Below are 23,650 nucleotides of genomic sequence, written 5' to 3'. Positions count from 1 at the left end.
TCAGAAGAACCCTATGCCAATAATTACGAGATCACCGGGGAGCACGGAGTGAGTCACATCAACATTTTCGAGTAACTCGCCAGTGGATGATTGTCGAATACTAAGGTCACTGCGGTCTGCACGGTCGGTATATCCTCCGCCTAAGGCGATAGCTTTTTCCACGGTCAGCCCTGGTTCATAGGCATAACCATTGGGATTCTCGATCTCACCAGAGATATAGAATTTGCGGAATTCAGCAATATTCACGGTCACCATGGGATTGAGCACAAACCCTTTGCGCAGGCGTTGCGTAATCTCTGCATCAACCTGACTTGCGGTTTTGCCCTTTAATTCCAGCTTGCCAATATAGGGGTAATTAATAGCCCCACTATTATCAAGTACTACCTTCATGGTCAGGTCAGGTTGACCGGCAACGTTAATGTTGACGGTATCGCCAGAGCCCAGTAAATAATTTGCTGTATCAACCACGCTATTGTCCATTAACGTCGGCTGTGGTGATTTGCAGCCGGCGAAAACAACGCTGAGGAGTAAAAACGCGCACAGTTTCATTATTTTCATTTTAAATCTGAACCTTAGCTGTAAGCATAATCAAAGATTGATCATAGCCCAACGTTTCAGTCACTACGCGGTCATCGTTGGGGCCGATGGTAAACGTATCTGTATCTTTATTAGACTTAAGCGTATCAAGATGATATTCCACACCAAAGTTAATCGATGGTGTGAGGTCATAACCTACGATAAATGAAAACACGCCATTCTTGTCGTGACGATCCTTGTCCTGATCTTTGTAGTCTTCTGTAATGTATGCATAATCAAGCAACGTCGTTAAACGGTTGTTCATCCATAGGTGTTTGTAAGAAATACCGTATTCCGTTACTAAATTATATCCTCCCGCTTCGGAAGGGTCCTTAATACTTTGGGATGTTCTTAATGTAAAAAGTGACTGTTGCAAAGGTCTCCATTCACCCAGAATATCCCAGTTAATCCCGTTGAAATCCTTCGACCCGGGGTTATTTTCAAAGGTTTTATAGAGCCACGACACGTTCGCATCGACGTTTGTTTTGCCCGTTAGCTGCGATTGAACGCCGTATCGCAAATAATATTCATTACTGTCTTTTTCTGACGCATGGCCATAACGAAACTGGTTGGTAATAAAACTATAGCGAAAACGCGTCTTAGATGTGTACTGATCGAAAATTTCTGCAATCAGCGTATTTTCATCCCACTCCTGCTCATCGATATATTCTGCAAAGTCCGCATCCTGGCTTTCAACCTGACCGGTATTGCCAAAGGTCCACTTGCGGTGCATCAACGCCAGGTCTGCTCTTCCACGTCCGTCCGGCGCACCATAACTATAGCGTAGCTCGCTGTTGAACAGATTGGTGGTTAGGGGTGAATTGACGCCAAATTGCCGGAACTGTTCCGGCAGGAACCCTTCCGTCACGCCGCGCCCGCGTGCCTCATGGCCGAGTGAATCTTCGAGATTCAGGGTCAGGCCATGCATCAAACCAAAGCGCCAGTCGCCTTTGAAGCGGAAAACGTGGTCATCGTAATCATCCGCAGAATCGCTGGAGTAGTGACGATAGTCCCCGGAGTACATCAGCAGATACTTATCCTGCCCACGCTCCCCGTTCAGGCTGATAACGGGCTTGAGGCTCTGGAAGTCGGAGCCTTTCGCATCGCTGTCATCGTGCTGGTAGGTCACGTTATCGTTATGCCCGTAATCAACAGCGACGTTGCTCTGAAAGTCGATGCCCGCAATGCCGATGTGTGATTTTGGCGTTAATTCTGCCAGGGCGACCGGAGACGCTATAATCCCAGCGATAATAATAATTTTAGTATGCATTCTTACCGACAAATCCCTTAAAAATGGTTTTAATGATGATTTTTATATCTAACCAAAAGGACCAGTTCTGAATATATTCAATGTCGTACTGGACTCGCTTTTCCATTTTGTATAGCGCATCAATTTCGCCACGATAGCCATTAATTTGCGCTAAACCTGTGATCCCAGGCTTTACTTTATGGCGAATCATGTAGTTTTCGACCTGCTTACGGTAAAGCTCGTTGTGCGCCACAGCGTGCGGCCGTGGACCGACAATAGACATATTCCCCTGTATTACATTAATGAATTGCGGCAGTTCATCCAGAGATGTCCGACGTAAGAATGCGCCAAAGCGGGTGACCCGAGGATCGTCTCGTGTCGCCTGTACCACCGTGTCGGTATTTTCCATCACCTTCATCGTCCGGAACTTCCAGACTTTAATCTTCTGCCCGCTCAGGCCATAGCGATCCTGTTTGAAGAAAACAGGCCCACGTGAAGTGAGTTTGATACCAATAGCAATAGCGATCATTAACGTGGCAATCATTACCATAATCACGCTGCCCAATACCAGATCTTCTGCTCGTTTTATAAACGACCCGCCCCCGTCCAGCGGGGAGGTAAAAATGCCAATGGTCTGCAGGTTGTGGATGGAACGGATCTGGGAGGTATTAGTGCTGTAGGCGTAAAAGTCCGGCACAATATAGGTGTTGACCGTGGTATCAGACATCATCGCCAGAAAATGGCGGATGCGCTCCAGGGCCACCATCGGCAGGGCAATATAGATCTCGTCGACTCTGCTGGCTTTGGCTTCTTCAACCAGCTTGATCACCGGCCCGTTATAGGGGCTGGTAATTCTGGTGGCCAGCTCGCCGAGCCGCTCAGGACCGCGTTCATCGTAGAAGGCCAGGTCCAGCTGCACATCAGAGTACTCCAGGCGCAGCGCCCGCTCAGCCGCCAGGCCGTTATCCGTAATGCCGATAATAGCCACCCTTATTTTCTTTTTTGCCGACAGCTTGAAAATAATCAGACGGACGACGTAGAGAAAAGGGATCGGCGAGGCATACCAGAGCGGCATAGCAGGTATATTACGCACATCGATAAAGCTGACGTAGCCCAGAGCGTATAATTTCGCGACCAGCAGACGCACCAGGCCGATAAAAAGAATGGCAAAAAAAGCCGTCAGAAAGAGGCGTCTTTGGTTACGCAACTTGTTGTTTTTAGGACGATAGAGATAGCACTGCGTGTATTCACCAAACAGTAAAAAAGCGGTGGAGTACAATAAGCTGATCAAAATTACAGTATCGAAAGACTCCATTTTCAATACCCACCCACTCAGCATTAAAATTAAATTAATTGAGAAGAAATCAATTAATGTAATGAATACCGAGTATCCTCCATGGGTAATCTTTTGCGAATTTCTCAGCATGTCCAGACCTACTTATAATTAAGCTTGGTATTATTTTTTTGTTGTACTAATTGCATAAGCAAATAGTTTAGAAAATAAAATGCTGTTTCATGCAAGGGAGAGTGACAGGAATTGTCAACACCCTGTGTAATGCCTGCGTTTACAACTATGTCGGTGTAAAACTCAGCATACACACCCCTAATAGAGAAGAAAGCGTCGATTTTATAGAGACATCCGCTTATATACAGCGTAAGCACTATTCAATAAAATCGCCAATAAACTTTCGTTGTATTCCATTTGGATATGAAAAAAAAACCCGGCCGAAGCCGGGTTTTTTATTTACTCATTTATGCGGGGATGTTGATCGACCAGTCTGGAACGCTTCGCCTGTAGCTCGGCAATTTCAGCATCGATATCTTCTATCTTCTGCTCAATGTTGTCGTGGTGCTCGCGGAGGATCTCTTTGGCTTCCTGAAGGTCAGACGCAGCAGGCGTCGCCCCTTTCAGCGGCAGGTTCGCCGTCTCTTTCATGTAAATACCGGTAATCAGGCCAATCACCGCAATCACCATCAGATAGTAGGCAGGCATCATCAGGTTCTGGGTGCTCTCCACCAGCGAGGCTGCCAGCGTAGGCGTCAGACCGGCAATCAGTACCGAGATGTTAAAGGCCGCCGCCAGCGCGCTGTAACGGATATGCGTCGGGAACATCGCCGGCAGCGTCGAGGCCATCACGCCAATAAAGCAGTTGAGGATCACCGCCAGCATCAGCAGGCCGGCAAAAATCAGGCCGATCACATCACTGTTAATCATGATGAAGGCCGGGATAGCCAGCACAAAGAGCGCGATACTGCCGAAGATAATGAACGGACGACGTCCGAAGCGGTCGCTCAGCAGGCCCATGATCGGCTGCACAAACAGCATCCCCACCATGATGGCGATGATGATCAGCACACCGTGATCTTCTGAGTAGTGCAGGTTGTGCGAGAGGTAGCTCGGCATGTAGGTCAGCAGCATGTAATAGGTCACGTTGGTGGAGATCACCAGACCAATACAGGTCAGCAGGCTACGCCAGTGGCGAGTCGCGATCTCTTTGAACGAGACTTTCGGTCCATCCTGCAGACCTTCGCGATCGCCCTGCTCCAGCTTTTCAACATGCTGCTGGAACGCCGGGGTCTCTTCTAACGCGTGACGCAAATAGAGGCCAATAAGCCCCAGCGGCAGCGCCAGGAAGAACGGAATACGCCAGCCCCAGGAGAGGAAGTTCTCTTCGCCCACCACGGTGGAGAGCAACACCACTACGCCCGCACCCAGCACGAACCCGGCGATGGAACCAAAGTCGAGCCAGCTGCCCATAAAGCCGCGCTTACGGTCCGGAGAGTATTCGGCAACAAAAATAGATGCCCCGGTGTACTCACCCCCAACCGAGAAGCCCTGAGCCATCTTACACAGCAGCAGCAGGATGGGTGCCCAGATGCCTATGCTCGCATACGACGGGATCAGGCCGATACAGAACGTACTGACCGACATAATCACTATCGTGATAGCGAGGATTTTCTGGCGACCATACTTGTCCCCCAGCATCCCGAAGAACAGCCCCCCTAACGGGCGGATAAGGAAAGGAACAGAGAACGTCCCGAGCGCGGCAATCATCTGCACGCTGGGATCGGCACCAGGGAAGAAGACTTTACCCAGCGCGTAGGCCACGAAGCCATACACACCGAAATCGAACCATTCCATCGCATTACCGAGCGAGGCGGCGGTGATCGCTTTGCGCAGTTTCCCGTCATCAATAATGGTGACGTCGCGCAGGGTGATCGGTTTAACTTTTTTCCTTTTCAGCATGGCTATCCTCGTTGACTAAGCCCAGTCCTCACCACAGCGCCTAAAAAGTGCGCTCTGTGGAACCCGGGAAGCGCCTCATGCGCATTCTCCTTTCTCAAGCGTAGCAGGTTTACTTACACTGACCTTTCGGAGCGGTACAACCGAACCTGTGACGCCTGTCTGGGCTGTTAATGATGCCTTTACCCTACCAGCGTTTATATTTGTGATCAACTTCACATATATTTTTAAGGTTTCTACCAGAAGTGTCAAAAGTGTAAATACAGCGTAATGCGTTGTTTCTTATACCCGGCACTGAAAATATTCTTTCAGGCGTTATTATTTGCTACCAAATCAAAAAATAACGACATTTTTTTACAATGCATTCACAGCCATTTTAATAATCAAGAAGCAAATATCGTGTTTCCTTAAAATATGTGATGGAGATAACTAAAACACTGTTTTATTTTCATTGAATCATCATTCCAACGATCGCATCATAAGCCCGTCAAAACGAGTCTGGTGACCTTCAAGCGAAGGTTTAAAAAGCCAAACTGGTTATATCTGCTGTATGAACGACGAATCGCCTGACGCATCTTTGTCACAATTCGTTGAATTCATTAGATTATTAAATATCACTTGTCCGCGGGCGATGCGTGATGAGATGTGAGGGTTAATGATGAAGATTAAAGCCGCGATTGAACGCATCCCCGGAGGGATGATGCTGGTACCGCTGGTACTGGGTGCAATTTTAAATACCTTAGCACCTAATACCGGAGCCTATTTTGGTGGTTTCACCAAAGGCATGATTACCGGGACAGTTCCGATTCTGGCGGTATGGTTCTTCTGTATCGGCGCCTCCATTAATTTACGGGCAACGGGCACAGTATTACGTAAATCCGGTACGCTGGTGATTACCAAAATTGCCGTAGCCTGGATTGTGGCGATGGTTTGCGCCATGTTTATCCCGGAAAATGGTATTCAGACCGGCTTCTTCGCCGGCCTCTCCGTGCTGGCGATCGTCTCTGCAATGGACATGACCAACGGCGGCCTGTATGCCAGCCTGATGAACCAGTACGGCACCAAAGAAGAGTCCGGCGCCTTCGTTCTGATGTCTCTGGAATCTGGCCCGCTGATGACCATGCTGATCCTCGGCTCCGCCGGTCTGGCCTCCTTTGAACCGCACCACTTTGTCGGCGCCGTCCTGCCGTTCCTGATCGGTTTTGCCCTCGGCAACCTCGACCACGATCTGCGTGACTTCTTCAGCAAAGCGACCCCGGTTCTGATTCCGTTCTTCGGCTTCGCGCTGGGTAACACCATCAACCTGAACGTGATTCTGGATACCGGCCTGCTGGGTATCGTGCTGGGTGTGGCGGTTATCATCATCACCGGTATCCCGCTGATTATTGCCGACCGTGTAATCGGTGGAGGGAATGGTACTGCGGGTGTCGCCGCCTCGTCCGCAGCGGGTGCCGCCGTGGCGAACCCGGTCATTATCGCCCAGATTAACCCGGCCTTCGAACCGGTTGCCGCTTCCGCCACCGCGCTGGTTGCCGCGAGCGTCATCGTGACGGCGATTCTGGTGCCGATTATTACCGCCCTGTATGCCAAACGCTTTGGCAAGGTCCCAGAAAATACCGCGGAACAGAGCCCGGTTGAATCACTGCACCACTAATACGTAGCCCTCTCCCCGCCCGGGGAGAGGGTGAAAATCCTTACTCGCCAAACACCTCTTCCACCATCGCCTTTGCCAGCCTTGCCGCCGAACAAAGCCTCGGCATTCCCAGCGCCACATTCTGCCAGCTCTGCGTCACCGACCAGCACACCGGATGCCTGTCGGCATCGCACCAGTCCCCCAGCCAGCCAAGCATATCTTTATGATCGATAATCCCCGGCGTACTGGGTGTGGTCAGCCACTGATGGTAAAAATGACGGGTCGCGGGCGCCGCATTGATCCCCTGCGCCAGGTAGTTGGCCACCATGCTGCGCAGATTATCTTTGAGCATGGCGCTGACATCCGCATTCGCCAGCCGACAGGCGTCACCGAACGCCCCCCAGCGCAGCTCCTCCAGCACCACATAGCCGCGCCCGGCCAGCGACCAGCCGTCATAATGTCCGGCCCGCCAGCGGGTAAAAATCTGTTCGCTGTGAACGCCCGCCTGCACCGTTAACCCACGCTGGGTTAATGCCTTCTCTTTAAACTGGGCGCGTTGCTGAAAATGGGCAGAAAGGATTTCGTACTGTTGCACCACGCCGATGGGGGGTTGATTGCGCAGGTTGGCCTGCTGGCGCAGCGTGGTCAGGGTCTGGGTCATGCGGGTCAGCGCCAGATGGCCGGGATCGACCATGCCCGCCAGTTTCTCTGCCAGCCCGAGCCGCAGCACAGCATTTTCGCTGAACATTCCCCCCATCGCCCACTGGCGAAGCTGAGTCTGCGCCATGATCTCCTGGGTTAAACGTTCACGAAAGTGCTGCTGTTGCGACCCCACAGAGGTGTGACGCTGTGCGTCAGCCCCCTGAACCAGGTCGACCATAAATTTAGGATGTATGCATTCCAGCGTCCGCCCGGGACCGTCCAGTAATTGTTTTGTCATGGTTGCTCTGCCGCGAATAGCGTTTGAATATCATCGCGTAACAGTCGGGTATCTTCCTGAATCCACGCTGCAGTCGTAATACATTGCTGCAGCAGCTGGCTGAGCGCGCGCGTGGCATGCTCATTCTGCTGGCGCACCGCGAGGCTATCACGCAAGCTTTCCTGTAACCCTGCAAGGCATAACGAGAACTCGGCAAAGAATGTCGCCATACCTGCTGTAACAGAGACATCGACCTGGGCGGCCAAAGCTTTACGGATTTGTTCACAAAATTGATCGATATGTTGTTTAAATTTCTCATGAAGCTGTGACACGTTGATAACATACCGCGTCCGCGTCATCACATAGTCTTCCCAGCCCCAGCCCGGATTGTTCAACCAGCGGGAGACCGTCTCACGCAGCACGCTGCCGGCTCCCTGGGACTGACTGGCAGGCTGACTCTCCTGGGCGATAGCATCGCTGAACAGCCCCCGGGTATTAAAGTTAAGCTGGTTGGCCTGAAACGCCGGGAAGCTGATCCGCGCGCGAAAACCGGCGTGGCTCAACTCTTCTTTAATGCGCGTTTCAATCGGACGCATGGCATCGTTCAGCGCCCGCGCCAGCGTGGACTCCAGCTGGTCGAAACGCAGCGCCAGCTCACGGCCGATTTTCGCCTGCGCATCCAGCATGATCATCTCGCAGGAGGAGCGGATTTTGCTCAACAGGATCTGCGCCTGGCCTTCATCCTCCAGTACCAGCTGACCGGGCGTCGCCGCGGCATCTGCACGCTGTTTATGCGGATCAAACCCCGCCAGGTCGAGCAAATTGTCGGGATTAAAGATATGCGCGATGGCGAGTTTAATATCGTTCTGCTGGGAGGTGAGAAACAGATCCGTGGCGCTCAGCGCCTGGCTCACCTCATGGCGAACCTCATCGCTTACCGACGCCTGGCGGGAGTGCAGCAGCGCCATGTCATCTTCCAGACGGGCAATATTGTGCTGTAACTCGTCAAAGGCTACCGTCAGCCCCTGATAGCGGAAATCCAGGTACTCCCGGGCGTTCTGGGCGTAGTTCAGCAGCTTATGCGACGCGGAGCGCAACGCATACAGCGAGGCGTTGGAGTAGGCGGCATAAATCAGCTTGCGGATCGGCTGCTCAAACAGGGAGTCCTCCCACAGCAGATCGGCGGAGTGGCGAAGGTGTTCAATATCATCCAGATCGGCGGTTCGCCAGCGGCGGCCCAGTGCGGCCTCGGCAAAATCCTGCACCCAGCGCTGCTCCTGGTGATCGGGCAATTTACCGTGCATAGCCAGTTCGTGACGCGCCCGGTTCGCCAGGTATCCCCACATCGACGAGACCGGGAAGATCTGACCCGGGGAGATATGGCCCTTCATCAGGGTGCCGGAAATCATCGCCCGCACCTGCTCTTCATCATCGCTGTTGCGGTCTTTCTGATCGAACTTATTAACCAGGGCGTACAGCGGCACCGCTTTGCCGACGGCGGAGATGGCCAGCCGCACTTCGGCATCGGAGATCGACTTCAGTTGGGTATAGTCCATCACCGCCAGCACCGCCGATGCCCGGGCGAGCTGCTCGGTGAGCATTTTTTGCAGATGCGGCTGTCCGGCCTCGTTCGGTCCCGGGGTATCCAGCAGGGTTAATTGCCCCAGATGGACATCCAGCCCGGCCAGATGGACAAACTCCACTTCGATAACCGGGATATTCTCGATCGCAGCATAGGCCGGGAACGGAAAATCCGTGCCCAGCGCCTGAGAAAGCCGCACTAAATCGTTCAGGTTTTTTAAACAATTAAATATCGGCTGCGCACCTAAATAATGTTTTTCAAATGCCGCGCCGGTTTCGATACGCCCAAGTAGCGCATTCATATCTTTGTCAATTTCCAGCTGCTGCGCCAGCTTGCCGCGATCGTAATTGGCAAGCTTCTTTTGCATTTGTTTTATTAATGTATCAATGGGGGCGACATGAGAAAAATGCAGCACCGGCTCTTTCTGGCCAGGAGTGTGACGGATCAGCGTCGGCAACGCGGTCATCGGGCGGTTGCGATTGGGTAACACTTCGGTGCCCACGATGGCGTTGATGGTGGTGGACTTTCCGGCCTTCATGGTGCCCACGATCGCCAGCACCATCTCCAGGCGGGTAATTTTGCGCAGCTCATTATTCAGCATCGACTGCTGCGCCTCTAAGCCACGGGCACTAAAATGCAGAGGTAAGACATTGCTGGTTTCGCCGGTAATGGCCGACGTGGCGTTGTCCAGCATGGCAACAGGCATGGCGCTCAGCGACTCAAGATTCTGCAACGAGAGCTGCAGCAGCCTTTCGGCCTCCTGGCTCAATTCAAATATTGTCTGTGTGTGCATAGTAAAAGCCTTCCCTTAACACAAATTTTATATAACCGAATTGTTTATAAGAATGAAGGATCGGCTTATATGATTACGTGTTGTAAATATGTTCGAAGCCATATAATTGTGTAATGACAGTAAAAATATATTCTTTCAGCGCTTAAAGCAGCAGAGCGCGCTCCTTCGGTCAGGGAAACCGAAAGATTAAGAGCGTAGCTCAATTTTTAAAAACTTCAGGAAAAATCATCGTTAGTTACCCACCAAAAATGAGGGGTAAATCATCCCTTGCAGACCAGGGAGGGTTATTAAAGCAAGTCAGTAAAATATCATTAGCGTCTTAACCTTATCTGAAATGACACGGCGTATCAATTTGCCGCAATAAAATATTATCGCTTTTAATCAGGCGCGTTTATCCCCTGTGTCTGACTCTTAACATTGCCCCAATCGCTGACAAATTCTGTCATCGAAAAGACCCTTTTCGCTAAAAGCGAAAAACAATATCACCGACAACAGTAAGGACATGCGTTATACTTGCCGCCTTTTTCGACAACCTGTCGATTTTTGGCGGGCCTGATTGCCGCCGCTTCGCACTATTTTGAGGAGAACACCATGCAACTACCACAGTGTCCAAAATGCAGTTCTGAATATACCTATGAAGATAACGGTATGTTCATTTGCCCGGAATGCGCTTACGAATGGAACAACGCAGAACCCGCGCAAGAGAGCGATGAGCTGATTGTTAAAGATGCCAACGGCAACCTGCTGGCCGACGGCGACAACGTCACCGTGATTAAAGATCTGAAAGTCAAAGGCAGCTCGTCGATGCTGAAGATCGGCACCAAAGTCAAAGGCATCCGCCTGGTTGAAGGCGACCACAACATCGACTGCAAAATTGACGGTTTCGGCCCGATGAAGCTGAAATCCGAGTTCGTTAAAAAGAACTGATGCTTTTTTGTAGGCCCGGCAAGCGAAGCGCCGCCGGGCGCTTTTGCCGGATGCGCTACGCTTATCCGGCCTACAAATACCGAACTACACTTAACGGGCTTCTCTTTACCTGAGGTAATGATTATGCCGTTAAGTCCCTACATTTCATTCGCCGGTAACTGCGCAGAGGCCACGGCCTTCTATCAGCAGGCCGTCGGCGCGGAACTCCTCTATAAAATCACCTTCGGCGAAATGCCCAAAGACGACAACCGCGAAGAGGGCTGCCCGTCAGGCATGGCGTTCCCGGACTCCGCTATCGCCCACTCCAACGTGCGCATCGCCGGCAGCGTTATCATGATGAGTGACGGTTCGCCCGGCACAAACGCCACCTACGCCGGCTTTACGCTGGTGCTCGACACCCAGGACGTGGCGGAAGGCAAACGCTGGTTCGACAACCTGGCCGCAGGGGGTACCATCGACATGGCCTGGCAGGAGACCTTCTGGGCGCACGGCTTCGGCAAGGTGACCGATAAATACGGCGTTCCCTGGATGATCAACGTCGTTAAACAGTAAGCCGGATAAGCGCAGCGCATCCCGCAACAGCGCCCGGTGGCGCTGCGCTTAAAGGGCCTACAATGATTGTCATCGCTTTTACGTCAACTCTTCAAACTCCCGCAACCAACACTTAACCTAAATGTCATATTGATCCGCCAGCATGAGGCCACATTTGAATCGAGGCCTCCCCCATGCAAACTGTCATCCGCGTCGAGAAACTGAGCAAGACCTTCCATCACAATAAGGCTCTGCATGCCGTTGATCTGACCGTCCAGCAGGGCGAAATGGTAGCGCTGCTGGGGCCATCCGGTTCAGGTAAATCCACCCTTCTGCGCCACCTGAGCGGCCTTATCACCTGCGATAAAACCCCGGAAAGCCACGTTGAGCTGCTGGGCAATACCGTGCAGCGCGCGGGGCGTCTGGCGGGCGATATCCGCAAAAGCCGCGCGCAGACCGGCTACATCTTCCAGCAGTTCAACCTGGTGAACCGCCTGACGGTGTTTGAAAACGTGCTGATTGGCGCGCTCGGCAGTACCCCGTTCTGGCGCACCTGTCTGCGCTGGTTTTCGCCCTCGCAAAAACAGGAGGCGCTGCAGGCGCTGACCCGCGTCGGCATGGCCCACTTCGCCCACCAGCGCGTCTCCACCCTGTCCGGTGGCCAGCAGCAGCGCGTGGCGATTGCCCGGGCGCTGATGCAGAAAGCCAAAATTATTCTTGCCGATGAGCCGATTGCCTCGCTGGATCCGGAGTCGGCCCGCATCGTGATGGAAACCCTGCGCGACATTAACCAGCACGACGGCATCACCATCGTGGTGACGCTGCATCAGGTGGATTACGCCCTGCGCTACTGCGAGCGCATCGTCGCTCTGCGTCAGGGGCACGTGTTCTTTGATGGCGCCAGCCATCAGTTTGATAACGAACGTTTTGACCATCTCTACCGCAGCATTAACCGCGTCGAAGAGAACGCGCAGGCTGCTTAACGTCTCCACAATGAGGAATGGAAATGAGCTATAAAACGGTTGCCGCGCTGGCCTTCACCAGCATGTTCAGTATCAGCACCCTGTTAAGCCCGGCGTATGCGGAAGAGCAGGAAAAAGCACTGAACTTTGGCATCATTTCGACGGAATCACAGCAGAACCTGAAGCCACAGTGGGAACCCTTCCTGAAAGACATGGAAAGCAAGCTGGGGATCAAAGTGAACGCCTTCTTCGCCCCGGACTACGCGGGCATCATCCAGGGGATGCGCTTTAATAAAGTGGACATCGCCTGGTACGGCAACCTCTCCGCCATGGAAGCGGTGGACCGCGCCAACGGTCAGGTCTTTGCACAGACCGTTGCGGCAGATGGCTCCCCGGGTTACTGGAGCGTGCTGATCGTCAACAAAGACAGCCCGATCAACAACCTCAACGACATGCTCGCCAAACGCAAAGAGCTGACCTTTGGCAACGGCGACCCGAACTCCACCTCCGGCTTCCTGGTCCCGGGTTACTACGTCTTCGCCAAGAACAACGTCTCCACCAGCGAATTCAAACGCACGGTCAACGCCGGGCATGAAACCAACGCCCTCGCCGTCGCCAACAAGCAGGTGGATGTTGCCACCAACAACACCGAAAACCTCGACAAGCTGAAGACCTCCGCACCGGACAAACTGAAAGAGCTGAAGGTGATCTGGAAATCGCCGCTGATCCCGGGCGACCCGATTGTGTGGCGTAAAAACCTCTCCGAAAGCACCAAGGACAAGGTGTACGACTTCTTTATGAACTACGGCAAAACCGCCGAAGAGAAAACCGTGCTGGAACGCCTGGGCTGGGCGCCGTTCCGCGCCTCCAGCGATTTGCAGCTGGTGCCGATTCGCCAGCTGGCGCTGTTCAAACAGATCCAGGGCGTGAAGGAGAACAAGGGCCTGAAGGACGAAGAGAAGAGCAGCAAGATGTCTGAAATTCAGGCGCAGCTGGACGATCTCGACCGCCTGACCGCGGCGCTGGGCGCGATGACCAGCGTGAATAAAGCGGTGCAGTAGTGCTTTTTGCCCGGTGGCGCTTCGCTTACCGGGCCTACTTTCTGGATCGTAGGCCGGATAAGCGTAGCGCCATCCGGCACACAAACCGCAAGGAACCTACATGCAAACCATCACTCTCCCACCGCCAAAGCGCAGCTGGTTCTCGCTGATCGGCTGGGCCGTTCTGCTGGCGGTGCTCGTTGTCTCCTGGAAGGGGGCGGAAATGGCGCCGCTCACGCTGATTCAGGACTCTGGCAACATGGCGACCTTCGCCGCCGACTTTTTCCCGCCGGACTTCAGCCAGTGGCAGGACTACCTCAGCGAAATGGCCATCACCCTGCAAATCGCCGTCTGGGGTACCGCGCTGGCGGTGGTGCTCTCCATTCCGTTTGGCCTGATGAGCGCCGACAACATCGTGCCCTGGTGGATTTACCAGCCGGTGCGTCGCCTGATGGACGCCTGCCGCGCCATCAACGAAATGGTCTTTGCGATGCTGTTCGTGGTGGCGGTCGGTCTCGGGCCGTTCGCCGGGGTGATGGCGCTATTTATTCATACCACCGGGGTGCTCTCCAAACTGCTCTCGGAAGCGGTGGAAGCCATCGAGCCCGGCCCGGTGGAAGGCATTCGCGCCACCGGGGCCAACAAGCTGGAAGAGATCCTCTATGGCGTCCTGCCGCAGGTGATGCCGCTGCTTATCTCCTACTCCCTGTACCGCTTTGAATCTAACGTTCGCTCCGCAACGGTGGTGGGGATGGTCGGCGCGGGGGGGATTGGCGTCACCCTGTGGGAAGCGATTCGCGGTTTCCAGTTCCAGCAAACCTGCGCCCTGATGGTGCTCATCATCGTGACGGTCAGCCTGCTGGATTTCCTCTCTCAACGTTTGCGTAAGCACTTCATCTGAGAAGCGAGGCTTTGATTTGTATGCACTTATCCAGACATCCGACCAGTTACCCGACACGCTGGCAAGAGATTGCCGCGAAGCTTGAAGTGGAGCTGCGCACCCACTACCGCTGCGGGGATTATCTGCCTGCTGAACAGCAGCTTGCGGATCGCTATGAAGTGAACCGCCATACCCTGCGCCGCGCCATTGACCAGCTGGTTGAACGCGGATGGGTACAGCGTCGTCAGGGCGTCGGCGTGCTGGTGCTGATGCGCCCGTTCGACTACCCCCTCAACGCTCAGGCGCGCTTCAGCCAGAACCTGCTGGATCAGGGCAGCCACCCCACCAGCGAAAAACTGCTCTCGGTGCTGCGTCCGGCCTCCAGCCACGTGGCAGACGCGCTGGGGATTTCGGAGGGCGATAACGTCGTCCACCTGCGCACCCTGCGCCGGGTCAACGGCGTGGCGGTGTGTCAGATCGACCACTACTTCGCTGACCTGACCCTCTGGCCGGTGCTGCAGAACTTCGCCAGCGGCTCGCTGCACGACTTCCTGTTCGAAGCCACCGGGATTGCGCTCAGGCGCACCCAGACCCGCATCAGCGCCCGCCGCGCGCAGGCCAAAGAGAGCAAGGTGCTGGAGATTCCCAACATGGCGCCCCTGCTCTGCGTGCGCACCCTTAACCACCGTGACGGCGAGGTCAACGCGACGGAGTACTCCGTCAGCCTGACCCGCGCCGACATGATTGAATTCACCATGGAGCACTGAATGCATTTCGATACCTCCACCCGCCAGCACTGGATGGCCGTTCTCGCCCACAGCCAGCCTGCGGCGCTTGCCGAGCGGATGTCGGCCCTGAGCCTGACGCCCGCTTATGAACCGATCCGCGCCCCGGAAACCGGGCTGGTGCAGATCCAGGCGCGGATGGGCGGCACCGGGGCACGCTACTTTGCCGGTGATGCCACCCTGACCCGCGCCGTGGTGCGCCTTGCCAGCGGCACGCTCGGCTACAGCTACGTGCTGGGGCGCGATAAACAGCACGCAGAGCGCTGCGCGGTGATCGACGCCCTGCTGCAGGAAGCGCCGCACTTTCAGACCTTAATGGAAACCCTTATTGCCCCGCTGGAAGCCGACCGCGCCGCACGCCTTGCCGCGCGTCAGGCCGAGGTGAACACCAGCCGGGTCGACTTCTTTACGCTCGTTCGCGGAGACAACGCATGACCCTTCAACCCGCTTTTACCCTTGCCGTGCAGGATGCCCAACACAGTTTTCGCCGTCTGCTAAAAGCGATGAGCGAACCGGGGGTGATCGTCTCCCTGCATCAGCTTAAACACGGCTGGCAGCCGCTGAACCTCGCCACCACCAGCGTGCTGCTGACCCTGGCCGATAATGACACTCCGGTCTGGCTGTCGGGCGCGGTGAGTAACGATATCGTCAGCTCTAACCTGCGTTTTCATACCAGCGCCCCGCTGGTGGATCAGCCCCAGCTGGCGGTGTTTGCCGTTGCCGACGAGCAGATTAGCCACGAGCAGCTCAACGCCCTGAGCGAAGGCAGCGCCGTCGCGCCGGAGACCAGCGCCACCCTGATTTTGCAGGTGCCGAGCCTGAGCGGCGGGCGCATGCTGCGCCTGACCGGAGCCGGAATTGCCGAAGAACGCATGGTCGCCCCGCAGCTGCCGGAGTGCATTATTCATGAACTGACCGAGCGCCCGCACCCGTTCCCGCTGGGGATCGACCTGCTCCTGACCTGCGGCGAACGCCTGCTGGCGATCCCGCGAACCACCCACGTGGAGGTGTGCTGATGTACGTTGCCGTCAAAGGGGGCGAAAAGGCGATCGCCGCCGCCCATGCCCTGCAGGAGCACAGACGCCGGGGCGATGAGCAGCTCCCGGAGCTGAGCGTCGCCCAGATCGAACATCAGCTCAACCTGGCCGTGGACCGGGTGATGACCGAAGGCGGCATTGCCGACCGCGAGCTGGCAGCGCTGGCGCTGAAGCAGGCCAGCGGCGATAACGTCGAGGCCATCTTCCTGCTGCGCGCCTACCGCACCACCCTGGCGAAGCTGGCGGTGAGCGAGCCGATTAACAGCGCAGAGATGCGCCTTGAGCGCCGAATTTCTGCCGTTTATAAAGATATCCCGGGTGGTCAGCTGCTCGGCCCGACCTACGACTACACCCACCGCCTGCTCGATTTTACCCTGCTGGCGAACGGCGAGGCCCCTCGCCTGACCACCTCAGACGCCCCGCAGGATGCCGCCCCGCACGTCTTCAGCCTGCTGGCACACCAGGGGCTGGCGAAGGCGGAAGAGGATCGCGGCGATGAGCCGGACGACATCACCCGCACCCCGCCGGTCTACCCCTGCTCCCGCGCCTCGCGCCTGCAGCAGCTGATGCGCGGCGACGAGGGCTACCTGCTGGCGCTGGCCTACTCCACCCAGCGCGGCTACGGGCGTAACCACCCCTTTGCTGGCGAAATTCGCAGCGGTTTTATCAACGTTGAAATCGTGCCGGAAGAGCTGGGTTTCGCGGTGAACGTCGGTGAACTGCTGATGACCGAATGCGAAATGGTTAACGGCTTTGTCACCCCAGACAACGACGCCCCGCACTTCACCCGCGGCTACGGGCTGGTGTTCGGCATGGGCGAACGCAAGGCGATGGCGATGGCGCTGGTCGACCGGGCGCTACAGGCCCCGGACTACGGCGAGAACCTCGCCGGCCCGGCGCAGGACGAGGAATTTGTGCTGGCCCACGCGGATAACGTCGAGGCTGCCGGATTTGTCTCGCACCTCAAGCTGCCGCACTACGTCGATTTCCAGGCCGAGCTGGAACTGCTGAAACGTCTGCAACAGGAGCGCAAGAATGGCTAACCTCAGCGGCTATAACTTTGCTTATCTGGATGAGCAAACCAAACGCATGATCCGCCGCGCCATTTTAAAAGCGGTGGCGATCCCCGGCTATCAGGTGCCGTTCGGCGGTCGTGAGATGCCGATGCCTTACGGCTGGGGCACCGGGGGGATCCAGATCACCGCCAGCGTGATTGGCGAAGCCGACGTCCTGAAGGTGATTGACCAGGGCGCTGACGATACCACCAACGCCGTGTCGATCCGCCAGTTCTTCCAGCGCGTCACCGGGGTGAATACCACCGAGCGCACCGAAGACGCCACGCTGATCCAGACCCGCCACCGCATCCCGGAAACCCCGCTCGTTGAAGACCAGATTTTGATTTTCCAGGTACCGATCCCCGAGCCACTGCGCTTTATCGAACCCCGCGAAACCGAAACCCGCACCATGCACGCGCTGGAAGAGTACGGCGTGATGCAGGTGAAACTCTATGAAGACATCGCCCGCTTCGGCCATATCGCCACCACCTACGCCTACCCGGTGAAGGTCAACGGGCGCTACGTGATGGACCCGTCGCCGATCCCGAAATTCGATAACCCGAAGATGGACATGATGCCCGCGTTACAGCTGTTCGGGGCCGGGCGCGAAAAACGCATTTACGCCGTGCCGCCGTACACCCGCGTGGAGAGTCTCGATTTCGACGACCATCCGTTTACGGTGCAGGAGTGGGACGAGCCGTGCGCCATCTGCGGATCGAAACACAGCTATCTCGATGAAGTGGTGCTGGATGACACGGGCAACCGGATGTTTGTCTGCTCCGATACCGATTACTGCCGCCAACAGAGCGAGGCCAACAGCCAATGAAACCGCTGCTTTCGGTCAATAACCTGACCCACCTCTATGCGCCGGGTAAAGGCTTCAGCGACGTGTCGTTCGACCTGTGGCCGGGGGAAGTGCTGGGCATTGTCGGCGAGTCCGGCTCCGGCAAAACCACCCTGCTGAAGGCGATCTCTGCCCGTCTGGCCCCGCAAAATGGCGAGATTCTGTATGAAGACCACTCCCTGTACGGCATGAGCGAGGCCGAACGCCGCCGCCTGCTGCGCACCGAGTGGGGCGTGGTGCATCAGCACCCGATGGACGGCCTGCGCCGCCAGGTGTCGGCGGGGGGCAACATCGGTGAGCGGCTGATGGCCACCGGTGCACGCCATTACGGCGACATCCGCGCCACGGCGCAGAAGTGGCTGGAAGAGGTAGAGATCCCGGCGTCGCGCATCGACGACCTGCCAACAACGTTTTCCGGCGGGATGCAGCAGCGTTTACAGATTGCCCGCAACCTGGTCACCCATCCGAAGCTGGTGTTTATGGATGAACCCACCGGTGGGCTGGACGTGTCTGTTCAGGCACGCCTGCTGGATCTGCTGCGCGGCCTGGTGGTGGAACTGAACCTGGCGGTGGTGATTGTCACCCACGATTTGGGCGTCGCCCGTCTGCTGGCGGACCGTCTGCTGGTGATGAAGAGCGGCGAGGTGGTGGAAAGTGGGCTGACTGACCGGGTGCTCGACGATCCGCATCATCCGTATACCCAGCTGCTGGTGTCGTCCGTGTTGCAGAATTGAGGTTGCTGTTGCCGGGTGGCGGCTTCGCCTTACCCGGCCTACGGACCGCGCTCTTTGTAGGCCGGGTAAGCGAAGCGCCACCCGGCAAGAATCCAGCACCTTGTAGGCCGGGTAAGCGCAGCGCCACCCGGCAAGAATCCAGCACCTTGTAGGCCGGGTAAGCGCAGCGCCACCCGGCAAGAATCCAGCACCTTGTAGGCCGGGTAAGCGAAGCGCCACCCGGCAAGAATCCAGCACCTTGTAGGCCGGGTAAGCGAAGCGCAACCCGGCAATGAATCCAGCACCTTGTAGGCCGGGTAAGCGCAGCGCCACCCGGCAAGAAAACGCCACGAGGCCAAGATGATCCACGTACAAAACGTAAGTAAAACCTTCGTGCTCCACCAGCAAAACGGCGTGCGCCTGCCGGTGCTGCAAAATGCCTCTCTGGAGGTCAGCAGCGGCGAGTGCGTGGTGCTGCACGGCCACTCCGGCAGCGGCAAATCGACCCTGCTGCGATCCCTGTACGCCAACTACCTGCCGGACGAAGGCCATATCCATATCCGTCACGGCGACGAATGGGTGGATCTGGTGCAGGCCCCGGCGCGCAAGGTGCGGGACGTGCGCCGCACCACCATCGGCTGGGTCAGCCAGTTTTTACGGGTCATCCCCCGCGTCCCGGCGCTGGAGGTGGTGATGCAGCCCCTGCTGGATCTCGGCGTGCCGCGCGATACCTGCGCCGCCAAAGCCGCCAGCCTGCTGACGCGCCTCAACGTGCCGGAGCGCCTGTGGCATCTCGCGCCCTCCACTTTTTCTGGCGGAGAGCAGCAGCGGGTCAACATCGCCCGGGGCTTTATCGTCGATTACCCGATTTTACTGCTCGATGAACCGACCGCCTCGCTGGATGCGAAAAACAGCGCCGCAGTCATGGAACTGATCGAAGAAGCCAAAGCGCGCGGCGCGGCGATCGTCGGGATCTTCCACGACGACGCGGTGCGGGATCGCGTAGCGGATCGTCTGCACCCGATGGGGATCACCGCATGATCGTAAACAACGTAAAACTGGTGCTGGAAAACGAGGTTGTCGACGGCTCCATCGAGGTTCAGGACGGCGTCATTCGCGCCTTTGCTGAAACCCCGAGCCGCTCGCCGCAGGCGATGGACGGCGAAGGCGGCTGGCTGCTGCCGGGGCTGATTGAGCTGCACACCGACAACATGGACAAGTTCTTCACCCCGCGGCCAAAGGTAGACTGGCCCGCCCATTCGGCGATGAGCAGCCACGACGGAATGATGGTCGCCAGCGGCATCACCACCGTACTGGACGCGGTGGCGATCGGTGACGTGCGCGACGGCGGCGACCGGCTGGAGAATCTGGAGAAGATGATCAACGCCGTGGAGGAGACGCAGAAGCGCGGCCTCAACCGCGCCGAGCACCGCCTGCACCTGCGCTGCGAGCTGCCCCACCACACCACCCTGCCGCTGTTCGAGAAGCTGGTCGGCCGCGAACCGGTGACTCTGGTGTCGCTGATGGATCACTCCCCGGGCCAGCGCCAGTTCGCCAACATCGAAAAGTACCGTGAATATTATCAGGGCAAATACTCTCTCAACGACCAGCAGATGGCGCGCTACGAAGAGGAGCAGCTGGCTCTGGCCGCCCGCTGGTCGCAGCCCAATCGCCAGGCCATTGCCGCCCTGTGCCGGGAGCGCAATATCGCACTGGCGAGCCACGACGACGCCACCGCGGATCATGTACTTGAATCCCATCAGCTTGGCAGCACAATTGCCGAATTTCCCACCACGTTCGAGGCGGCAGAAGCCTCCCGCCAGTACGGGATGAACGTCCTGATGGGTGCGCCGAACATCGTGCGCGGCGGATCGCACTCCGGCAACGTGGCGGCAAGCTCGCTGGCCTCGCTCGGCCTGCTGGATATTCTCTCCTCCGATTATTACCCCGCCAGCCTGCTGGATGCGGCGTTCCGGGTGGCCGACGATGCGGGCAACGGCTTTACCCTGCCGCAGGCGATCCGTCTGGTGACGAAGAATCCGGCGCAGGCGCTAAATCTGCACGATCGCGGGGTGATTGGCGAAGGCAAACGCGCGGACCTGGTGCTGGCGCACCGCAAAGGCGAGCATATTCATATCGACCACGTCTGGCGTCAGGGAAAAAGGGTGTTCTGATGGGAAGAGTGATCTGGTTAATGGGGCCGTCCGGCTCCGGAAAGGACAGCCTGCTGGCGGCGTTGCGCCAGCAGACCCACCCGCAGCTGCTGGTGGCGCACCGCTACATCACCCGCCCCGCCAGTGCGGGGAGCGAAAACCACATCGCCCTCAGCGAGCCGGAGTTTTTTACCCGCGCCGGGCAGCAACTGTTTGCCCTGAGCTGGCACGCTAACGGCTATTATTATGGGGTGGGTCTGGAGATCGACCTCTGGCTGCATGCCGGATTCGACGTGGTAGTGAACGGCTCGCGCGCCCATCTTCCCCAGGCGCGGGCGCGCTATGCGGGGGCGCTGCTGCCGATCTGCCTGCAGGTGTCGCCAGATATTCTGCGCAGCCGACTGCAAAGCCGTGGTCGGGAGAACGCCAGAGAGATCGACCAGCGGCTTGAGCGCGCCGCCCGCTATACCCCGTCCGATTGTCCTGTCCTGAATAACGACGGAAGCTTGCTCCAGTCCGTCGAACACTTTCTTTCACTGATTCACCAGAAGGAGAACAACCATGCCCGAGTGTGAGTTGCGTCCCGCCACCGCGGAGGACGTCGACGCCGTCTATGGCCTTATTTGTGAATTAAAACAGGCGGAGCTTGACAGGTCAGCGTTCCATGCCGGGTTCGCGGCCAATTTGCAGGATCACAATATGCGCTACCAGCTGGCCGAACAGGATGGACACATCATCGGCATGATCGGCCTGCACATGCAGTTTCATCTGCATCATGCCAACTGGATCGGCGAGATCCAGGAGCTGGTGGTAATGCCGCAGGCGCGCGGGCTCAGGGTTGGCAGCCAGCTGCTGGCCTGGGCAGAAGAAGAGGCCCGTCACGCCGGGGCTGAGATGACCGAGCTTTCCACCAGCGTAAAGCGCCTCGACGCGCACCGCTTTTATCTTCGTGAAGGGTACACACAGAGCCATTTCCGCTTTACCAAACCGCTGTAAGGGGGCGCTATGAGTCTGACCATTACGTTAACAGGAACCGGTGGCGCCCAGCTGGTGCCCGCTTTTGGCTGTGACTGTCCGGCCTGCTGCCGGGCGCGTTTGCAGGACGACTATCGCCGTCGCCCCTGTAGCGCGGTGGTCAAATTCAACGACGCGGTAACGCTGCTGGACGCGGGGATCCCGCACCTGATGGACGACTGGCCCGCAGGCAGCTTTCAGCAGTTTTTACTCACCCACTACCATATGGATCATGTCCAGGGGCTGTTCCCGATGCGCTGGGGCGTGGGGGCGACCATTCCGGTATACGGCCCGCCGGACGAAGCCGGCTGCGACGATCTGTTTAAGCACCCCGGCATTCTCGACTTTAGCCACACGCTTGAGCCCTTTGTGGTGTTTGAACTCCAGGGGTTACGCGTGACCCCGCTGCCGCTCAACCATTCGAAGCTGACGTTTGGCTATCTGCTGGAGAGCGCCCACAGCCGCGTCGCCTGGCTGTCGGACACCGCCGGGCTGCCGGACAAAACGGTGAAGTTTTTACTCAACAACCACCCACAGGCGATGGTGATTGACTGTAGCCACGAGCCGCGCGCGGAGACCCCGCGCAACCATTGCGATCTGAATACGGTTATTGCGCTGAATCAGGTGATTGGCTGTCCACAGGTGATCCTGACCCACATCAGCCATCAGTTTGACGTGTGGATGATGGACAACCCGCTGCCGGAAGGGTTCGAGGCGGGGTATGACGGGATGGTGCTGGTGCTGGATTAACGATTTTCTCCCTCTCCCTGTGGGAGAGGGCCGGGGTGAGGCATCAGGCCGCACGTTACTGCCGGGTGGCGGCTGCGCCTTACCCGGCCTACGGTTTTGTAGGCCCTTACCGCCGATCGTAATCATCCTCTAACCGCCGCTCGTCATCTTCAAGGCGACGTCGATCTTCGTCCAGCTGGCGCTGGCGCTCATCTAAACGCTGGCGTCTGTCCTCCAGCTGCCTGCGACGATCGTCATACTGGCGGCTGTCGCTGCTGCGACGGCTATCTTCGTAGCGATCGTCGTCGGCATTGCGATTATTGCTGTTGGGGTTGTAGGCGTCGTTGATGGCCTGCTGGATATTGCCGATCGCATCGTCAACGATGTCGGCATGCGCCAGCTGGCTGGTTAAAGAGATCAGACCAAATAACAGAGCGGTAAAGGTACGTTTCATAAAGCCAGTCTCGCAGGGTGAGCTGGCCTTACGGTAATAAACGGCAGGTAGAGCGAGTAGCGGAGGAATCTCAAATTCTGGAAGGCAGAGTTGCTCCCATTATTACTATTGGTCAAAAACGCATATTAATGGGATACCGCATCGTAGGATTAACGCCTCATACAAGCGGGTTGCCAGCCCTTTATCTCGCTCTGCAGGATCGACACAAATCCCCTCGACCTGAATAATATTGGCATCTTCCCAGCAGCGTTCGACAGCAACAATATCTTTCCCCAGGGTGGGTTTTCGCTGTAAATCCAGCGCCGCCACCACACGATGGCGCGGTACCCCTTCAAAGGTTTCGATATCCGCTTCAATAATGGCCGCACGAGGCGTCTGTGGATCGTAGATAACATGCAGCAGTCGCCCGGAGAGTTCAAACTCTTCCACCTGTTTAAAGGCGCGCGCGACTGTCATCGGGCTATAGGTTGTAGGCATCACGATCATATGTGAGTCCCCTCTCGTCAGTACCGGCATAATTCCCTTTATAT

The 23,650-nt window shown here is 56.7% G+C and carries 24 protein-coding genes and 1 pseudogene; 17 read left to right on the top strand and 8 right to left on the bottom strand.

The features are described 5' to 3' along the window. The 4 genes from ES815_RS11500 to proP all read right to left on the bottom strand — a co-directional run bounded on the left by ES815_RS11500 (window position 1) and on the right by proP (window position 5,072). Complete coding sequence (locus ES815_RS11500; protein WP_142487906.1) at window positions 1–558, bottom strand: polysaccharide biosynthesis/export family protein; 558 nt, start codon at window positions 556–558, stop codon at window positions 1–3. A 1-nt stretch (window position 559) separates the two neighbouring features. Beyond that, complete coding sequence (locus ES815_RS11495) at window positions 560–1,846, bottom strand: outer membrane beta-barrel protein (protein ID WP_142487905.1); 1,287 nt, start codon at window positions 1,844–1,846, stop codon at window positions 560–562. After that, window positions 1,836–3,251, bottom strand: a complete 1,416-nt coding sequence (locus ES815_RS11490; RefSeq protein ID WP_142487904.1) for an undecaprenyl-phosphate glucose phosphotransferase — start codon at window positions 3,249–3,251, stop codon at window positions 1,836–1,838. The genes ES815_RS11495 and ES815_RS11490 overlap by 11 nt, the downstream gene beginning before the upstream one ends. 318 nt (window positions 3,252–3,569) lie before the next feature. Beyond that, the gene (gene proP, locus ES815_RS11485; protein WP_142487903.1) at window positions 3,570–5,072 is read right to left on the bottom strand and encodes a glycine betaine/L-proline transporter ProP; all 1,503 of its coding nucleotides are present in this window, start codon (window positions 5,070–5,072) and stop codon (window positions 3,570–3,572) included. A gap of 655 nt (window positions 5,073–5,727) precedes the next feature. Here proP and kdgT point away from each other — a divergent pair. Continuing rightward, window positions 5,728–6,723, top strand: coding sequence for a 2-keto-3-deoxygluconate transporter (kdgT, locus tag ES815_RS11480; protein WP_142487902.1), 996 nt, complete (start codon window positions 5,728–5,730; stop codon window positions 6,721–6,723). 40 nt (window positions 6,724–6,763) lie between these two features. Here kdgT and ES815_RS11475 read toward each other — a convergent pair whose 3' ends face one another. Both ES815_RS11475 and crfC read right to left on the bottom strand, forming a co-directional pair. Then, window positions 6,764–7,642, bottom strand: a complete 879-nt coding sequence (locus ES815_RS11475) for a diguanylate cyclase regulator RdcB family protein (protein ID WP_142487901.1) — start codon at window positions 7,640–7,642, stop codon at window positions 6,764–6,766. Next, the gene (gene crfC, locus ES815_RS11470; RefSeq protein WP_142487900.1) at window positions 7,639–9,996 is read right to left on the bottom strand and encodes a clamp-binding protein CrfC; all 2,358 of its coding nucleotides are present in this window, start codon (window positions 9,994–9,996) and stop codon (window positions 7,639–7,641) included. Before crfC ends, ES815_RS11475 begins: the two co-directional genes overlap by 4 nt. Before the next feature lie 591 nt (window positions 9,997–10,587). On the opposite strand from crfC, the gene ES815_RS11465 reads away from it, so the two are divergent. From ES815_RS11465 to phnP, 16 genes are all read left to right on the top strand, one after another. Continuing rightward, window positions 10,588–10,923, top strand: coding sequence for a zinc ribbon domain-containing protein YjdM (locus ES815_RS11465; RefSeq protein ID WP_142487899.1), 336 nt, complete (start codon window positions 10,588–10,590; stop codon window positions 10,921–10,923). 123 nt (window positions 10,924–11,046) lie between these two features. Beyond that, window positions 11,047–11,475: a VOC family metalloprotein YjdN gene (yjdN, locus tag ES815_RS11460; RefSeq protein ID WP_142487898.1), complete on the top strand. Its 429-nt coding sequence runs from the start codon at window positions 11,047–11,049 to the stop codon at window positions 11,473–11,475. A gap of 173 nt (window positions 11,476–11,648) precedes the next feature. Then, a complete protein-coding gene (gene phnC, locus ES815_RS11455; RefSeq protein WP_142487897.1) occupies window positions 11,649–12,437 on the top strand; it encodes a phosphonate ABC transporter ATP-binding protein in 789 nt (262 codons plus the stop codon). A 23-nt stretch (window positions 12,438–12,460) separates the two neighbouring features. Beyond that, a complete protein-coding gene (gene phnD / locus ES815_RS11450) occupies window positions 12,461–13,477 on the top strand; it encodes a phosphonate ABC transporter substrate-binding protein (protein WP_142487896.1) in 1,017 nt (338 codons plus the stop codon). Between the two features lie 100 nt (window positions 13,478–13,577). After that, complete coding sequence (gene phnE, locus ES815_RS11445) at window positions 13,578–14,357, top strand: phosphonate ABC transporter, permease protein PhnE (RefSeq protein ID WP_142487895.1); 780 nt, start codon at window positions 13,578–13,580, stop codon at window positions 14,355–14,357. A 20-nt stretch (window positions 14,358–14,377) separates the two neighbouring features. Next, complete coding sequence (gene phnF, locus ES815_RS11440) at window positions 14,378–15,103, top strand: phosphonate metabolism transcriptional regulator PhnF (RefSeq protein ID WP_142487894.1); 726 nt, start codon at window positions 14,378–14,380, stop codon at window positions 15,101–15,103. After that, on the top strand, window positions 15,104–15,556 hold the full coding sequence (phnG, locus tag ES815_RS11435; RefSeq protein ID WP_142487893.1) for a phosphonate C-P lyase system protein PhnG: 453 nt from the start codon (window positions 15,104–15,106) through the stop codon (window positions 15,554–15,556). Continuing rightward, window positions 15,553–16,137 (top strand): phosphonate C-P lyase system protein PhnH, encoded by a 585-nt coding sequence (gene phnH / locus ES815_RS11430; protein ID WP_142487892.1) that lies wholly within the window; start codon window positions 15,553–15,555, stop codon window positions 16,135–16,137. Before phnG ends, phnH begins: the two co-directional genes overlap by 4 nt. After that, the gene (locus ES815_RS11425; RefSeq protein ID WP_142487891.1) at window positions 16,137–17,201 is read left to right on the top strand and encodes a carbon-phosphorus lyase complex subunit PhnI; all 1,065 of its coding nucleotides are present in this window, start codon (window positions 16,137–16,139) and stop codon (window positions 17,199–17,201) included. The genes phnH and ES815_RS11425 overlap by 1 nt, the downstream gene beginning before the upstream one ends. Then, window positions 17,194–18,039, top strand: a complete 846-nt coding sequence (phnJ, locus tag ES815_RS11420; RefSeq protein WP_142487890.1) for an alpha-D-ribose 1-methylphosphonate 5-phosphate C-P-lyase PhnJ — start codon at window positions 17,194–17,196, stop codon at window positions 18,037–18,039. The genes ES815_RS11425 and phnJ overlap by 8 nt, the downstream gene beginning before the upstream one ends. Next, window positions 18,036–18,791: a phosphonate C-P lyase system protein PhnK gene (phnK, locus tag ES815_RS11415; RefSeq protein ID WP_142487889.1), complete on the top strand. Its 756-nt coding sequence runs from the start codon at window positions 18,036–18,038 to the stop codon at window positions 18,789–18,791. The genes phnJ and phnK overlap by 4 nt, the downstream gene beginning before the upstream one ends. 339 nt (window positions 18,792–19,130) lie before the next feature. Beyond that, on the top strand, window positions 19,131–19,811 hold the full coding sequence (gene phnL, locus ES815_RS11405) for a phosphonate C-P lyase system protein PhnL (RefSeq protein WP_142487888.1): 681 nt from the start codon (window positions 19,131–19,133) through the stop codon (window positions 19,809–19,811). Further along, window positions 19,808–20,944 (top strand): alpha-D-ribose 1-methylphosphonate 5-triphosphate diphosphatase, encoded by a 1,137-nt coding sequence (phnM, locus tag ES815_RS11400; RefSeq protein WP_142487887.1) that lies wholly within the window; start codon window positions 19,808–19,810, stop codon window positions 20,942–20,944. Before phnL ends, phnM begins: the two co-directional genes overlap by 4 nt. Further along, the gene (gene phnN / locus ES815_RS11395; protein ID WP_142487886.1) at window positions 20,941–21,498 is read left to right on the top strand and encodes a ribose 1,5-bisphosphokinase; all 558 of its coding nucleotides are present in this window, start codon (window positions 20,941–20,943) and stop codon (window positions 21,496–21,498) included. Before phnM ends, phnN begins: the two co-directional genes overlap by 4 nt. Then, entirely contained in the window at window positions 21,485–21,919 is a 435-nt protein-coding gene (gene phnO / locus ES815_RS11390) for an aminoalkylphosphonate N-acetyltransferase (protein WP_142487885.1), read from the top strand. The genes phnN and phnO overlap by 14 nt, the downstream gene beginning before the upstream one ends. A 9-nt stretch (window positions 21,920–21,928) precedes the next feature. Then, entirely contained in the window at window positions 21,929–22,687 is a 759-nt protein-coding gene (gene phnP, locus ES815_RS11385; RefSeq protein ID WP_142487884.1) for a phosphonate metabolism protein PhnP, read from the top strand. A 106-nt stretch (window positions 22,688–22,793) separates the two neighbouring features. On the opposite strand, the gene yjdP is transcribed toward phnP, so the two are convergent. Together yjdP and ES815_RS11375 are read right to left on the bottom strand one after the other, a co-directional pair. Beyond that, window positions 22,794–23,120: a DDRRRQL repeat protein YjdP gene (yjdP, locus tag ES815_RS11380; protein ID WP_142487883.1), complete on the bottom strand. Its 327-nt coding sequence runs from the start codon at window positions 23,118–23,120 to the stop codon at window positions 22,794–22,796. 108 nt (window positions 23,121–23,228) lie between these two features. Further along, window positions 23,229–23,606: pseudogene (locus tag ES815_RS11375) on the bottom strand (GNAT family N-acetyltransferase); the annotation flags it as partial. Between the last annotated feature and the right edge of the window lie 44 nt (window positions 23,607–23,650).

The sequence above is a fragment of the Leclercia adecarboxylata genome (assembly GCF_006874705.1).
GTDB classification, from domain to species: domain Bacteria; phylum Pseudomonadota; class Gammaproteobacteria; order Enterobacterales; family Enterobacteriaceae; genus Enterobacter; species Enterobacter adecarboxylatus_C.
This window is presented reverse-complemented; position numbering and strand designations above follow the sequence as displayed.

What these genes read in the sequence shown, in the direction of transcription:
- ES815_RS11500 (WP_142487906.1), bottom strand. Translation starts at nt 558, where the DNA reads ATGAAAATAATGAAACTGTGCGCGTTTTTACTCCTCAGCGTTGTTTTC.
- ES815_RS11495 (WP_142487905.1), bottom strand. Translation starts at nt 1,846, where the DNA reads ATGCATACTAAAATTATTATTATCGCTGGGATTATAGCGTCTCCGGTC.
- ES815_RS11490 (WP_142487904.1), bottom strand. Translation starts at nt 3,251, where the DNA reads ATGCTGAGAAATTCGCAAAAGATTACCCATGGAGGATACTCGGTATTC.
- proP (WP_142487903.1), bottom strand. Translation starts at nt 5,072, where the DNA reads ATGCTGAAAAGGAAAAAAGTTAAACCGATCACCCTGCGCGACGTCACC.
- kdgT (WP_142487902.1), top strand. Translation starts at nt 5,728, where the DNA reads ATGAAGATTAAAGCCGCGATTGAACGCATCCCCGGAGGGATGATGCTG.
- ES815_RS11475 (WP_142487901.1), bottom strand. Translation starts at nt 7,642, where the DNA reads ATGACAAAACAATTACTGGACGGTCCCGGGCGGACGCTGGAATGCATA.
- crfC (WP_142487900.1), bottom strand. Translation starts at nt 9,996, where the DNA reads ATGCACACACAGACAATATTTGAATTGAGCCAGGAGGCCGAAAGGCTG.
- ES815_RS11465 (WP_142487899.1), top strand. Translation starts at nt 10,588, where the DNA reads ATGCAACTACCACAGTGTCCAAAATGCAGTTCTGAATATACCTATGAA.
- yjdN (WP_142487898.1), top strand. Translation starts at nt 11,047, where the DNA reads ATGCCGTTAAGTCCCTACATTTCATTCGCCGGTAACTGCGCAGAGGCC.
- phnC (WP_142487897.1), top strand. Translation starts at nt 11,649, where the DNA reads ATGCAAACTGTCATCCGCGTCGAGAAACTGAGCAAGACCTTCCATCAC.
- phnD (WP_142487896.1), top strand. Translation starts at nt 12,461, where the DNA reads ATGAGCTATAAAACGGTTGCCGCGCTGGCCTTCACCAGCATGTTCAGT.
- phnE (WP_142487895.1), top strand. Translation starts at nt 13,578, where the DNA reads ATGCAAACCATCACTCTCCCACCGCCAAAGCGCAGCTGGTTCTCGCTG.
- phnF (WP_142487894.1), top strand. Translation starts at nt 14,378, where the DNA reads ATGCACTTATCCAGACATCCGACCAGTTACCCGACACGCTGGCAAGAG.
- phnG (WP_142487893.1), top strand. Translation starts at nt 15,104, where the DNA reads ATGCATTTCGATACCTCCACCCGCCAGCACTGGATGGCCGTTCTCGCC.
- phnH (WP_142487892.1), top strand. Translation starts at nt 15,553, where the DNA reads ATGACCCTTCAACCCGCTTTTACCCTTGCCGTGCAGGATGCCCAACAC.
- ES815_RS11425 (WP_142487891.1), top strand. Translation starts at nt 16,137, where the DNA reads ATGTACGTTGCCGTCAAAGGGGGCGAAAAGGCGATCGCCGCCGCCCAT.
- phnJ (WP_142487890.1), top strand. Translation starts at nt 17,194, where the DNA reads ATGGCTAACCTCAGCGGCTATAACTTTGCTTATCTGGATGAGCAAACC.
- phnK (WP_142487889.1), top strand. Translation starts at nt 18,036, where the DNA reads ATGAAACCGCTGCTTTCGGTCAATAACCTGACCCACCTCTATGCGCCG.
- phnL (WP_142487888.1), top strand. Translation starts at nt 19,131, where the DNA reads ATGATCCACGTACAAAACGTAAGTAAAACCTTCGTGCTCCACCAGCAA.
- phnM (WP_142487887.1), top strand. Translation starts at nt 19,808, where the DNA reads ATGATCGTAAACAACGTAAAACTGGTGCTGGAAAACGAGGTTGTCGAC.
- phnO (WP_142487885.1), top strand. Translation starts at nt 21,485, where the DNA reads ATGCCCGAGTGTGAGTTGCGTCCCGCCACCGCGGAGGACGTCGACGCC.
- phnP (WP_142487884.1), top strand. Translation starts at nt 21,929, where the DNA reads ATGAGTCTGACCATTACGTTAACAGGAACCGGTGGCGCCCAGCTGGTG.
- yjdP (WP_142487883.1), bottom strand. Translation starts at nt 23,120, where the DNA reads ATGAAACGTACCTTTACCGCTCTGTTATTTGGTCTGATCTCTTTAACC.